General features: G+C 72.9%; 12 protein-coding genes and 1 tRNA gene. 6 read left to right on the top strand and 7 right to left on the bottom strand.

Annotated elements, in window-relative coordinates; all coding sequences use genetic code 11:
- From AC1MIR_RS07220 to AC1MIR_RS07210, 3 genes are all read left to right on the top strand, one after another.
- On the top strand, positions 1–852 hold an 852-nt coding region (locus AC1MIR_RS07220; protein ID WP_480027505.1), incomplete at its 5' end, for a glycosyltransferase family 4 protein.
- A complete protein-coding gene (locus AC1MIR_RS07215) occupies positions 849–2,270 on the top strand; it encodes a lipopolysaccharide biosynthesis protein (protein WP_480027504.1) in 1,422 nt (473 codons plus the stop codon). The genes AC1MIR_RS07220 and AC1MIR_RS07215, both read left to right, overlap by 4 nt.
- Complete coding sequence (locus tag AC1MIR_RS07210; protein WP_480027503.1) at positions 2,263–3,735, top strand: O-antigen ligase family protein; 1,473 nt, start codon at positions 2,263–2,265, stop codon at positions 3,733–3,735. Before AC1MIR_RS07215 ends, AC1MIR_RS07210 begins: the two co-directional genes overlap by 8 nt.
- Before the next feature lie 135 nt (positions 3,736–3,870).
- Here AC1MIR_RS07210 and AC1MIR_RS07205 read toward each other — a convergent pair.
- From AC1MIR_RS07205 to AC1MIR_RS07180, 6 genes are all read right to left on the bottom strand, one after another.
- Positions 3,871–3,943 (bottom strand) — tRNA-Ile (locus AC1MIR_RS07205).
- A gap of 36 nt (positions 3,944–3,979) precedes the next feature.
- The gene (locus tag AC1MIR_RS07200; RefSeq protein WP_480027502.1) at positions 3,980–4,645 is read right to left on the bottom strand and encodes an RraA family protein; all 666 of its coding nucleotides are present in this window, start codon (positions 4,643–4,645) and stop codon (positions 3,980–3,982) included.
- Between the two features lie 2 nt (positions 4,646–4,647).
- Positions 4,648–5,436 (bottom strand): ABC transporter permease, encoded by a 789-nt coding sequence (locus tag AC1MIR_RS07195; protein WP_480027501.1) that lies wholly within the window; start codon positions 5,434–5,436, stop codon positions 4,648–4,650.
- Positions 5,433–6,263: an ABC transporter permease gene (locus AC1MIR_RS07190; RefSeq protein WP_480027500.1), complete on the bottom strand. Its 831-nt coding sequence runs from the start codon at positions 6,261–6,263 to the stop codon at positions 5,433–5,435. Before AC1MIR_RS07190 ends, AC1MIR_RS07195 begins: the two co-directional genes overlap by 4 nt.
- On the bottom strand, positions 6,260–7,315 hold the full coding sequence (locus tag AC1MIR_RS07185) for an ABC transporter ATP-binding protein (RefSeq protein ID WP_480027499.1): 1,056 nt from the start codon (positions 7,313–7,315) through the stop codon (positions 6,260–6,262). The genes AC1MIR_RS07190 and AC1MIR_RS07185 overlap by 4 nt, the downstream gene beginning before the upstream one ends.
- Positions 7,312–8,373, bottom strand: coding sequence for an ABC transporter substrate-binding protein (locus AC1MIR_RS07180; RefSeq protein WP_480027498.1), 1,062 nt, complete (start codon positions 8,371–8,373; stop codon positions 7,312–7,314). Before AC1MIR_RS07180 ends, AC1MIR_RS07185 begins: the two co-directional genes overlap by 4 nt.
- Before the next feature lie 149 nt (positions 8,374–8,522).
- Between AC1MIR_RS07180 and ppa the strand changes: the two genes are divergently transcribed.
- From ppa to AC1MIR_RS07165, 3 genes are all read left to right on the top strand, one after another.
- Complete coding sequence (ppa, locus tag AC1MIR_RS07175) at positions 8,523–9,056, top strand: inorganic diphosphatase (RefSeq protein WP_480027497.1); 534 nt, start codon at positions 8,523–8,525, stop codon at positions 9,054–9,056.
- A gap of 201 nt (positions 9,057–9,257) precedes the next feature.
- On the top strand, positions 9,258–11,390 hold the full coding sequence (locus AC1MIR_RS07170; RefSeq protein ID WP_480027496.1) for a sodium-translocating pyrophosphatase: 2,133 nt from the start codon (positions 9,258–9,260) through the stop codon (positions 11,388–11,390).
- A 139-nt stretch (positions 11,391–11,529) separates the two neighbouring features.
- On the top strand, positions 11,530–12,234 hold the full coding sequence (locus tag AC1MIR_RS07165; RefSeq protein WP_480027495.1) for a DUF1796 family putative cysteine peptidase: 705 nt from the start codon (positions 11,530–11,532) through the stop codon (positions 12,232–12,234).
- A 149-nt stretch (positions 12,235–12,383) separates the two neighbouring features.
- Here the strand turns inward: AC1MIR_RS07165 and AC1MIR_RS07160 are convergent, their stop codons facing one another.
- Positions 12,384–12,938: a GNAT family N-acetyltransferase gene (locus AC1MIR_RS07160; protein WP_480028718.1), complete on the bottom strand. Its 555-nt coding sequence runs from the start codon at positions 12,936–12,938 to the stop codon at positions 12,384–12,386.
- Positions 12,939–12,941 lie beyond the last annotated feature (3 nt).

Genomic DNA, 12,941 nt, shown 5'->3' with positions numbered 1-12,941 from the left:
GCCGGCCGCCTCCCCCCCCCCCCCCCCCCCCCCCCCCCCCCCCCCCCCCCCGCGCGCGCCCCCCCCCCCCCGCGCCTGGCGGGCTGCACCGTCTCCTTCACCGGCCATGGCTACGACATCTATGGCGCCGCCGCCGCCGACCTGCCGGCGAAACTTGGCGCCGCCGACCTCGCCGTCGCGGTCTGCGAGGACATGGCCGACGACTTCCGCAGGCTCGCGCCTGCTGCCCGCATCGCGATGGTGCCCTGCGGCGTGGACCCCGCGCGCTTCCGTCCCATGCCGGACGCGCCGCGCAACGGCCGCCTGCTCGCCGTCGGCCGGCTTGCGCCGCAGAAGGGCTACGACACCCTGATCAACGCGCTGGCGCGAATCTCCGTCGAAGACCGGCCCGTCGTGGACGTGGTCGGCGCCGGCGAACTGGAACTTAGCCTGCGCGTCATGGCGCGCGAGCTCGGCGTCTCCGACCACATCCGCTTCCTCGGCGCGCGCTCCGCGGCGTGGCTCGCTGCGGAAGGGCCGCGCTATCTCGGCCTCGTCGCGCCTTTCGTGGTGACGGCGGATGGCGACCGCGACACCGGCCCTCTGGTGGTGAAGGAGGCGCTGGCGATGGGCCTGCCGGTGCTCGCCTCTGCGCTCATGGGCCTGAAGGAGAGCGTGACCCCCGCCTGCGGCATGCTGGTGCCGCCCGGCGATGCCGCGGCGCTCGCCGACGGCCTGGGGCGGCTCGCGACGCTGTCCGAGGAGACGCGGCGCGCGATGGGCGCGGCCGGGCGGGCGCATGTGCAGGCGCGCTTCACGCTGGAGGCGCAGGCCGCCGGGCTCGCCGCCGCCATCGCGGGGCTGCGCCCATGATCGCGCGCCTTCTCGGCCGCTTGCCGGCGCCGTTGCGCGCGGCCGCGCTCTATGCGCTGGCGATCGCCTGGGGCAAGGGCATCTCGCTGGCGATGCTGCCGCTCCTGACCGCGCATCTCTCGCCCGCCGAGTTCGGCCGGCTCGAATTGCTGGCGAGCGTCGCCGAGCTGGCGGCGCTGCTGCTCGGCGCCGGCCTCGTCGAGACGCTGTTCCGCTTCGGCGCCGGGCCCGACCCGCGGCGCGCCGCGGCGGAGGTGACGGGGCTCGCGCTCGTGCTCTCGCTCTCCGCGCTGCTTCTGCTGCCGCTTCTCGCCGCGCCGCTTGCAGGCGCGCTGCCGGCCGATGCGGCGGCGGGCGAGGTGATGCTGCTCGGCGTCGCCGTCGCGATGGGCCCGCTGATCGGCGTGACGCTCGCCTGGCTGCGCCTCTCTGACGAGCCCGCGCGCTTCGCCGCCGCGGAGACGCTGCGCGCCGCTGTGCAGGCCGCGCTCGTCACGCTGCTCGTCCTCGCCGGCTTCGGCGTGGCGGGCGTGCTGGCGGGTGGTGCTGCGGTCGCCGTGCTGGCTGCGCTGCTTCTTCTGCTGCGGCAGGCGCGCCGCACCGGCGTGGCCTTCGCGCCTTCCGCCTGGGGCCGGCTGCTGGCCTATGGCGTGCCGCTGATCGGCAGCGGGCTGGCGGGCTTCGCGCTGGGCACGGCGGATCGTTGGGTATTGGCCGCGCATGTCGCGCCGGAGGCGCTCGGGCATTACGCGCTCGCGGCCAAGATCGCGCTGGTCGCGGCCTTCCTGACGCAGCCCTTCGAGCTCTGGTGGTATCCGCGCCGCCAGCGCGTGCTGGCGGAGCCGGGCGGCGCGGCGCGCAGCGCGCGCATCGTCGGCGCCGGCGCGGCCTGCGTGCTGCTCGCCGCCGCGGCCGCGGCGATCGGCGGGCCTTTGCTGATCGCGCTCGCCACGCCCCCGGGCTACCACGCCGCGATCGCCTTCCTGCCCTGGCTCGCCGCGGTGGTCGCGCTGCAGGCGCTTGGCAGCCTGGTCAATGTCGGCTGCTACATCGGCCGCACCGGCGCCTTGCCGCTGCTGGCGAACGGCACGGCGGCGCTGGTGGCGGTGGCGGGGTATGCGCTGCTGATCCCGCGCTTCGGCGTGCCGGGCACGCTGGCCGCGACGCTGGCCGCGCAGGCGGTGCGCTTCCTCTTGTTCCTGGCGCTGTCGCAGCGCCGCGCGCCTGTTCCCTATCCGCTCGGCCGGATCGCGCTGCTGGCCGCAGCGGCGGCGTCCTGCGTGGCGGCGATGCCGGCGCCCGGCATCGCGGCATCGGCGCTCGGCGCGCTGGCACTCGGTGCGCTGGGCAGCCTCGCGCTGCTGCTGCGGCTGGTGGAGCTTCCGCACCGCGCGGCGCCGGCGGCCGCCCATGCCTGAGGCCACGTCCCGCATCGCGCAGGCGACGCTCGCGCTGATGGCGAGCGGCCTCGCGCTCGGCGCGGCCTATGTCGTGCCGGAGCCCGCGGTGCTGCTGGCCGTCGCGGCGCTGCCGGTCGCGGGCATCATCGCCTTCCGGCAGCCCTTCCTGCTCTGCCTGCTGTTCATCCTGTTCACCTTCTTCCGCCTGCACGAGGCCTTCCCGGCGCTCAACCCGCTGCGCCTGCCGCAGCTGCTGGCGCTCGGCTCGCTCGGCGTCCTGGCGGGGCTCGGCGCCTTCCGGCGCATCGCCATCGCGTGGTCACCGGAGCTCAAGCTCTTCGCCTGGTTCTTCGCCATCGTCACGCTGGGCTGCCTGACCGCGACGGGGCGCGACCTCGCCTTCCAGGCCTGGACGGACAACTTCGTGAAGATCGGCATCATGGTCTTCGCCATCGCCTCGCTCGCACGGGCGCCGCGCGACTTCGCGCTGGCCGCCCGCGCCTTCGTCGCGGCCGGGATGGCGGTGGCGGTGGTCGCCATCGCCAACCGGCTGCAGGGCATCGGCCTGGTGGAGGGCACGCGCGTGACGGTCGGGCGCGACATCGGGTCCGTGCTCGGCGATCCGAACGACCTCTCGCTGGTGTTGCTGTTCCCGCTCTCCTTCGCGGTGGCCCTCGTCGTCACCTGGCGCACCGGGCTGTTCTCGCGCCTTTTCGGGCTGCTCGGAGCTGGCACGATCATCTGGGCGATCCTCTGCACGCAGAGCCGCGGCGGGCTGCTCGGCATCGTCGCCGTCATCGGCGCCTTCGCCGCGCGGCGCGTGAAGTCGAAGGCGCTGCTGGCGACGGGGGGCATTCTCGCGCTGCTGGCGCTGTTCGCGGTGGCGGGCGTCAGCGGCCGCGCCTCGGGCGGGGCGGCGGAAGCGGGCATCGACGAGAGCTCGATGGGCCGGCTGGAAGCCTGGAAGGCCGCCTTCCGCATGGCCATGGCGCACCCCTTCACCGGCGTCGGGCTGAAGAACTATTCGGCCAACTTCTTCTTCTACACCGACTGGTGGGAAGGCTTCGCCAAGGCGGTGCACAGCACCTGGTTCTCGGTGCTGGCGGAGGGTGGCTGGATCGCCTTCTTCCTCTTCGTCGCGATGGTCGTGAAGACGACACTGAGCGCACTGCGTTCGGCTGACCGGTCCTCGCCGGCGTCGGCGGGGGATGCCTATCACCCGGCGACCTACGCGATGGCGCAGGCGCTGGTCGCCGGGATTGCAGGCTTCGTCGTCTCCGGCACCTTTCTCACGCAGGGGTTCACCTGGCCGGTCTATATCCTGCTCGCTCTGTCGGTCGGCGTGGCCCGCGCGGTGGCGGCGAGCCGCCCAGCGGACCCTCGACCGGGCGCGGGGCTGCATGATCCGATGCCCGGCAAGGCTCCGCAGCCGGCCAACCCGCCTCCGGCCCCTTCGTCACCCGGAGCATCTGGCCCCCGGTGAACCGGCGCCGCGGCGTCGTGCCTGCCCGGCACGCGTCGCACCACTGGCGGGGATCGCGGGGAGATGGTCAGAGCACCTGCCGACGCCGCTCGGGCCGTCCCTCGGCGCCATGCGGCGCCGAGGGAGCGGCGGGAGTGGGCCCGGAGGGACTCGAACCCCCAACCAAGCCGTTATGAGCGGCCCGCTCTGACCATTGAGCTACAGGCCCGGACGCCACGCCACAAAAAGCCCCGGAAGGGGCGCCTCACGCAAGCCCGGCCAGCACCTTCGCCGTCGCACCGCTGATCTCGCCGAGCTTCTCGCCGGCCGCAACCCGGCCCTGCGTCGCCAGGCCCCGCTCCTGCCGGGCGATCGCCTGGCGCGCCTCGGCCTCGGCCTCGCCGGGCGGCAGCACCAGCACGCCGGATTCGTCGCAGAGCACGGCATCGCCGGGCATCACCACGACGCCGCCGATCGCCACCGGCACGTTCATCCGCCCGCCCAGGTCGTAGATGCGCGTGGTGATCGGCGCGAGGCCCCGGCACCACAGCGGGAAGTCGGAGGCCTCCACCTCCTCGATGTCGGTGCAGGCGCCGTCCACCACGCCGGCCTTGCAGCCTGCGGCCTTGGCCGCGACGGTCACCCCGCCGCCCCAGCAGGCGTGACGGTCGTCGCCGAGCCGGTCCACCAGCAGGATGTCGCCCGGCCGCAGCAGGCCGAGCGCATGGTGCAGCAGCGTCGAATCCGGCCCCGGCACCTGCAGCGTCACGGCCGTGCCGGCCACGCGCTTGCGCAGCAGGCCCTGGATGCGACGGTCGCAGAAGCCCCAGTGGCGCCAATGGCCCACCGTCGCCGTCTCGGTCTTCTCCAGCAGCGCGATGACCTCGGCGCTGATCGGCGCCGGCATCTTCTCCACGACGTATTTCGCCATCCTCAACTCCTCCCGAGCGCGCGGTTGAAACCGACCAGCCGCTCCACCAGCAGCACGACCGCGAGCGCGACCCCGATCAGCGCCATCGCCAGGGCGGCGACCAGCGGATCGGTGCGCGTCTCCACGTAGCGGAACATCTCGACCGGCAGGGTGGACAGCCGCGGGCCGACCAGGAACAGGCTGATCACCGTCTCGTCGAAGGACACCAGGAAGCACAGCGCCGCGGCCGCCGCCGCACCCGGCGCGGCGATCGGCAGGGTGATGCGCAGCGCGGCGCGCATGGGCTTTGCGCCGAGCGTCCAGGCGGCTTCCTCGACCTCCTTCGGGACGGCGCCGAAGGCCGTGGTCATGATGCGCACCGCGAAGGGCAGCGCGACCATGGAATGCGCCAGCACCAGGCCCGGCCAGGTCGCCGCCAGCTTCAGCGGCTGCAACGCCAGCAGCAGCGCGAGGCCCAGCACCAGCGTCGGCAGCAGCAGCGGTGCCGCGATCAGCATCGCGATGGCGTCGCGCCCCGGGAAGCGCAGCCGCGCGATCGCATAGGCGGCCGGCATCCCGGCCAGCAGCGCGATCGCGGCGACCACCGACGCCAGGATCGCGGAGCGCTGCAGCGCCGCCATCAGCTGCCCGTTGGCGAACAGCGCCTCGTACCACCGTGTCGAGAACCCCGGCGGGGGAAACGTGAGGAAATCGCCGGCGGAGAAGGAGATGACGGCGACGACGATCACCGGCGCCAGCAGCAGCGCATAGCCGCACAGGGCGAGCAGCCGCAGCACCCAGCCCGGCTTCATGCGCGGGCGCTCCGCGTCAGCGCCGTGCGCAGCACCAGCGCGACCGCCAGCGCGCCGAGCAGCAGCATCGCCAGCGCGGCCGCCGCAGGCCAGTCCACCGTCTCCAGCGCCAGGTCGAAGATCTCGGTCGCCACCACGAAGACTCGCCCGCCGCCCATCAGCCGCGGGGTGATGAAGGCGGAGACGCCGAGCACGAAGGTCAGCAGGAAGGCCGCCAGCAGCGCCGGCGCCGCCAGCGGCAGCGTCACCCGCAGGAAGGTTTTCGAGCGTGTCGCACCCAGGGTCGCCGCGGCTTCCTCCAGCCGCGGATCCAACCGGCCAAGGCCCGCGATCAGCACCAGGCAGGCATAGGGCATCAGGCTTTCGGTCAGCCCGATGCGCACGCCGGTCCAGTTGTTGATCAGCCGTACGGGCTCGCTCGTCAGGCCGAGTCCCTCCAGCATCGCGTTGATCAGGCCCTGGTCGCCCAGGATCGCCAGCCAGCCGACGATGCGCGCGGTGCCCGAGACCAGCAGCGGTGCGATCGCCATGAGGGAGAGCAGGCCGCGCCAGCGCGGCGGGGCGGCGCGGATCAGCAGCACCACGGGCAGCGCCAGCGCCGTGGCGGCCAGCGCGCTGCCGGCGGCGAGCGTCGCGGTGTTGCGCGCCAGTTCCCAGGTGAAGTCATCGCCCACCACCTTCGCGAAGGTGACGAGGCTGAGGTCGGGCTCCATCGCGCCGATCTCGGTGGTGCGGTTCAGGCTGATGCGCCCGAGCAGCGCCACCGGATAGAGGAACCCCGCCGCCAGGATCAGCACCGCCGGCAACAGCAGCAGCGCCGCGCTCATGCCGGAAAGGCCCGCACATCCTGCGCCGCGAAGCCGAGGCGCAGCCGCTGTCCCACCTGCGCCCCGGCCCCCGGCATGCCGCCATGCACCTCGGCCAGCACGGGCCCGGCCGCGCTCTCGCACTCCAGCGCGACAACGTCGCCGGTATAGGTCCGGCGCAGCACGCGCGCCTCCAGCGCGTTCTCCGCCGCCTCCGCCTCGGCCAGCGGGCGGATGTGGTGCGGGCGGATGAACAGCTCCACCGGCGCGCCCGGCGCCGGCGTCGCCGCCGCGCGCAGCACGGCCTCGCCGCAGCGCACCACGCCCGGCGCCTCCACGCGGCCCGGCAGCCGCGCCGCACGGCCGACGAAGGTGGCCACGAAGCGCGTCGCCGGCCGCTCGAACACCTCCTCCGGCGCGCCGAGCTGCTCGACGCGGCCCTCGTTCATCACCGCCACCAGGTCGGCCATGGCCAGCGCCTCGGTCTGGTCATGGGTGACGAAGACCGTGGTGGCGCCGACACGCTGCTGCAGCGCGCGGATCTCGTCGCGCACGCCCTCGCGCAGCTTGGCGTCGAGCGCCGAGAGCGGCTCGTCCAGCAGCAGGAGGTCCGGCTGGATCGCCAGCGCGCGGGCCAGCGCCACGCGCTGCTGCTGCCCGCCCGAAAGCTGCCGCGGCTTCCGCGCGGCGAGCTCGGTGAGGCCGACCAGCGAAAGCGCCTCGGCCACGCGCAGCTGCCGCTCGCTGCGCGGGACGCCGCGCATCTCCAGGCCGAAGGCGACATTCGCCGCGGCGCTCATGTGCGGGAACAGCGCGTAGGACTGGAACACCACGCCCATGTTGCGCCGATGCGGCGGCAGCGATGTCACGTCGCGCCCGGCGACCACGACGCGCCCCGCATCCGGCACCTCAAGCCCGGCGATCATGCGCAGCGTGGTGGTCTTGCCGCAGCCGGAGGGGCCGAGCAGCGCCAGCAGCGCGCCACGCGGCAACTCCAGGGAAACATCGTCCACCGCCGGATGGGCCGTGCCCGCGAAGCGGCGGGTCAGCCCCTCCAGACGCAGATGGGTCACCGGCTGCTGGCGGCGATGACCTCGCGGCGCCAGCGCTGGTTCCACTGCTCGCGCAGCCGAACCATCTCGTCCCAGTCCACGCCGACGATCCGCTCGCGGAACTGCGGCGCCAGCGCGGTGCGGGCCAGCGCCGCCGGGGAGACCTGGGCGTTCGGGTTGGTCGGGCCGTAGAACATCCGCTCGGTGAAGGCCTTCTGGGCCTCGGCCGACAGCGCATGCGCGACGAAGGCCAGCGCCTGTGCGCGGTTCTTCGCATTGGCGACGACGTTGATCATGTTGATCTGGAAGGCGGTGCCTTCCTCCGGCAGCACCACGCCGATCCGGCCCTGGCTCTGGTCGTGATAGAGCTGCGCGCGCGCGTTCCAGCCGGTCGCGAAGCGCACCTGGTCGTTCAGGATAAGCGTGTAGCCGTCCGGGTTGGGCGTGAAGGTCTGCACATTCGGTGCCAGTTCCCTCAGGCGCGGCATCGCGGCATTGATGTCGCGCCAGTCCCCGGTCGCCGCCTTGGCCAGGATCGCGGTCAGCGCCAGGCCCTGGATGTTCGGCGGCGCGGAGACCGCCACGCGGCCGCGCTGCGCCGGGTCCCACATCGCCGCCCAGCGCGTCGGCGCCGGCTGCACCGCGCGGGTGTCGTAGACCATCACCAGGTGGTCATAGGTGACAGCCGGGCCGCAGGGGCCGCCGGCGTCGCGCGCCATCTGGCCCAGTTCGGCGATCACCGGCAGCACGGAGGCGTCGATCCGCTCCACCAGCCCCTCGGCGCAGGCGACCGCAGCGGTGGTGACGTCCATGATGACCACGTCGGTCTGCGGGTCGGCGCGCTGGGCGCGCAGCCGGCCGAGCATCTGCGCGCTGGTGCCGCCGTCGAAATACTGCACCTGCGTGCCGGAGCGGGCGGTGAAGGGGTTCACCACCACCTCGGTGTAGTTGTCGCGGAAGATGCCGGCATAGGCCTGCAGCGTCATCTGGCCGCCAGGCTGCCCCCCTTGGGCGAAGGCGGGGGCAGAGGCGGCGATGCCGAAGGCGGCGAACGCGGCGAGGAAGGCGCTGCGGCGCATGATTCCGTTCTCCCGTTCCGTGAAGCCCGGCGAGCATGGCAAGGTCGGGCAGCCACGCCAAGTGCCGGGCGGGCGCGGCCGGATTTGCCCAGGCCCGGGAAGGCTGCTACGCGCGCGGCGGCCTCCTCCCCCATGCAAGGCTCGTCGCCATGAATCTCGCCCAGGTCCCGACCGGCAAGGCACCGCCCCACGACATCAACGTGGTGGTGGAGATCCCCCAGGGCAGCCAGGTGAAATACGAGCTCGACAAGGACAGCGGCGCGGTGGTGGTGGACCGCTTCCTGTTCACGCCCATGGCCTATCCGGCGGCCTATGGCTTCATCCCCGGCACGCTCGCCGACGACGGCGACCCGACCGACGTGCTGGTGCTGACGCCCGCGCCCGTGGTGCCGGGCTGCGTGCTGCGCTCCCGCCCGATCGGCGTGCTGCACATGGAGGACGAGGCCGGGTCGGACGAGAAGCTGATCTGCGTCCCGCACGACAAGGTCCACCCGATGTTCTCGGGCATCACCGATGCGGACGAGCTGCCGCACATCACCCGGGCGACGATCGAGCACTTCTTCGCCACGTACAAGGACCTCGAGAGCGACAAGTGGGTGAAGGTGAAGGGCTGGGGCACCGCGAGCGAGGCGGTGGAGATCATCCAGCGCTCCATGGCGGCCTACAAGGCGGCGGCGAAGTAGCCCGCCGGCCGAGCCCGGCGCGGCGGGAGCCTGCGGTTTTTTAACGATTCCGGCCCGCGGTGGCGTTGCCAGCATCGCGGGCTTCGCGCAAGTTGCGGCGGGCCCGCAGGCCGGGCCGGCCCGATTGCGCGCGCCCTCCGCGCGTCCTGCGGCCGGCCGGCTGGCCGGCACCGGGGAGAGGAAGGGGGGTACGCCACCTTGATGACGTTGTCCGTGCTGCTGATCATCCTGCTGGGGGCGCTGTCCATCGCCTACGGCGTGGTGACATCCAAGGAGGTGCTCGGCCGCGACGCCGGCACCGCCCGCATGCAGGAGATCGCGGCGGCGATCGCCGAGGGCGCCAGCGCCTACCTGAAGCGGCAATACACCACCATCGGCATCGTCGGCGCGGTGCTGTTCGTCCTGATCCTGATCGCCTTCGGCTTCGGCGGCCACGCTTTCGCGGTGGCAATCGGCTTCCTGATCGGCGCCGTGCTGTCGGGAGCCGCCGGCTTCATCGGGATGAACGTCTCGGTGCGCGCCAATGTCCGCACGGCGCAGGCGGCGACGCAGTCGCTGGCGCAGGGCCTCGACGTGGCGTTCAAGTCGGGCGCCATCACCGGCATGCTGGTGGCCGGCCTCGCGCTGCTGGGCGTCGCGGTCTACTTCCTCATCCTGGTGCCGATCGGCGGCGCGGCGCCCAACAGCCGCCTGGTGATCGACGCGCTGGTGGCGCTGGGCTTCGGCGCCTCGCTGATCTCGATCTTCGCCCGTCTCGGCGGCGGCATCTTCACCAAGGGCGCCGACGTGGGCGGCGACATGGTGGGCAAGGTCGAGGCCGGCATCCCCGAGGACGACCCCCGCAACCCCGCCACCATCGCCGACAACGTCGGCGACAACGTGGGCGACTGCGCCGGCATGGCGGCCGACCTGTTCGAGACCTATGCGGTGACCATGGTCGCCACCATGGTGCTCGCCGCGATCTCCTTCGGCGACGAGCACCGCGTGGCGGCGATGCTGTTCCCGCTGGCGATCGGCGCGGTCTGCGTCGTCACCTCCATCGCCGGCACCTATTTCGTGAAGCTGCCGGCCAACAACTCCATCATGGGCGCGATGTACCGCGGCTTCATCGTCACCGGCGCGCTGTCGCTCGCGGTGCTGCTGCCGCTGTCCTACATCGCCTTCGGCACCGGCACGGTCACGGCCGGCGGCGCCACCTTCGGCGCCTTCAGCCTGTTCCTCTGCGGCGCGGTCGGCCTGGCGGTGACGGCGGCCATCATCGTAGTCACGGAATACTACACCGGCACGCAGTTCCGCCCGGTGCGCTCGATCGCCGAGGCGTCGCAGACCGGCCACGGGACCAACGTGATCCGCGGCCTCGCCGTCAGCATGGAAAGCACGGCCCTGCCGGCGCTGATCATCATCGCCGGCGTGCTCTCGGCCTATGGCCTCGCCGGCCTCTACGGCATCGCCATCGCCACCGCCACGATGCTGGCGCTGGCCGGCATGGTGGTGGCGCTCGATGCCTTCGGCCCGGTCACGGACAATGCCGGCGGCATCGCCGAGATGGCGGGCCTGCCCGCGGATGTGCGCGTCTCGACCGACGCGCTCGACGCGGTGGGCAACACCACCAAGGCGGTGACCAAGGGCTACGCGATCGGCTCTGCGGGCCTCGGCGCGCTGGTGCTGTTCGCTGCCTACACGCAGGACCTCACCTACTTCATCGCCAACCCGGCCAGCTATCCGTATTTCGCGGGCATCGGCGAGCTGACCTTCAGCCTGTCCAACCCCTATGTGGTGGTCGGCCTGCTGTTCGGCGGCCTGCTGCCCTATCTCTTCGGCGGCATGTCCATGACCGCGGTCGGCCGCGCGGCCTTCTCGGTGGTGGAGGAGGTCCGCCGCCAGTTCCGCGAGAAGCCGGGCATCATGGCCGGCACCGACAAGCCGGATTACGGCCGCGCGGTGGACATGCTGACCAAGGCGGCGATCAAGGAGATGATCATCCCCTCGCTGCTGCCGGTGCTGAGCCCGATCGTGGTGTTCCTGGTGATCCTGCTGATCGGCGGCAAGGCGGCGGCCTTCTCGGCGCTCGGCGCGATGCTGCTCGGCGTGATCGTCACCGGCTTCTTCGTCGCGGTCTCCATGACCACCGGCGGCGGCGCCTGGGACAACGCCAAGAAGTACATCGAGGAAGGCAACTACGGCGGCAAGGGCAGCGAGGCCCACAAGGCCGCGGTGACCGGCGACACGGTCGGCGACCCGTACAAGGATACGGCGGGCCCGGCGGTGAACCCGATGATCAAGATCACCAACATCGTGGCGCTGCTGCTGCTGGCGATCCTGGCGCATAGCTGAGCGGCCTCGGCCGGACGGCACAGGGCCGGCGGGGCGACCCGCCGGCCCGTCGTCGTTCCGGGCCGGCGACGCCCGCGCGGTTGTTCGGCGCCGGCGCCTCTGCCATCACGGCGGCCTGCCACGGGGGAGCCAGCCGGCGGTGAGCGCCCACGACCTCGTCTTCAGCCTTGGCCCGAACTGCAAGACGGCCTGGAACCTGCGTGCCTTCTTCGGGGTGGAGCACGCCTATCCCTTCGACTGGTGGATCACCCCGGCACGCTCGATGCTGCGCATGATCGAGCCGGGCTTCGCCTTCGCGGTGGCGGCGGAGGATCTCGTGCTGACGCCGCCCAAGGAGAATGGCGAGAACTCGGTCTACAACCGCCGCCTCAACATCCTGCACCATCACGACTTCCCGCGGCAGGACCGCCTGGTCACCGCCTTCGAGCCGGCGCGGATCGAGGAGATCAACCGCAAATACGCCGCCCGCTTCGCCCGCCTGCGGCAGGATGTGGCGGCGGCGCGCGCGCCGCTGGCGCTGCTCGGCGGCATCTTCGCCGGATGGCGCCAGGACCCGACCGGCACCGGGGCTTGGAACCGGGAGCTGAACGGCCGCATCGCGCCGGGCGAGCTGATCGCCGAGATCCGCGCCCGGCTCGGGCGCAAGCTGCGCGTGGTGGTGGTCGCGCCCGGCGAGCCGGCGATCGAGGAGTTCGAGGGCGGCGCGCGGATCACCCGCCCGGATCGCGGCGAGCGGGAGCCCAAGGGCACGGTGCCGTCCTATGCCGAGCCGGTGCACCTGTTCCGCGATGCCTGGGCGGCGCTCGGCCTGGCGCCGGCACCGACCGCCGTGCGGCGCGCGTGAGGCGCCCGGCCAAGCCGAACGGACGAAGGTTTCACCTTCGTCCCCTCGGACGCCGGCGCTGCGCTTGGCTTCGCGCCATTCGGCGCGGGCCGCATTCGCGGCCTCGGCCGCCTGCGGCGGCCGCAGGTCGATCCTTTGTCCGCCGGGTATCAGATCCGCAACCGATCCGGGATGGGCAGGCCGAGGCGGTTCGGCACCGGCCAGACCTCGCGCACGGCGCGCAGCACCTTGAAGCCGGCGGCGACGTAGTTGGGCAGCGCGCGTGGATGATCCGCGGTGCAGGTGTTGACCGTGACGGCGCGCGGCTGCTCCGCCCATGCCGCATCCACCGCATGGCGCAGCAGCGCCCTGCCCGCGCCGCCGCCGATCGCGTGCGGCATGAGCCCGAAATAGGAAAGGTTGATCCCGGCATCCCCGCCGCGGCGCTCAAGCTCGTAGAAGCCAGCCGGTTCGCCGCCCTGGTAGAGCACGTCGATGGTGATGTCGGGCCGCGCCAGCAGCCCGGCCATCTCCTCGTCCGGCACGGTGCGGCGCAGCCACCAGACCCAGTCGCGCCCGACCGTGTCGTAGAGGTAGCGGTAGAAGGGCACCGAGCAGCGGCGCAGCCGCACCACGCTCGATCCCGCCGGCAGCAGCGGCGCGGGGGCCGGGCGCGGGGGCCCGCGCGCCCCGCGCCGCGCCAGGAACCCCCACGCCCACGGCACCCG

Source organism: Falsiroseomonas sp. RANM36, from assembly GCF_056682175.1.
This window is presented reverse-complemented; position numbering and strand designations above follow the sequence as displayed.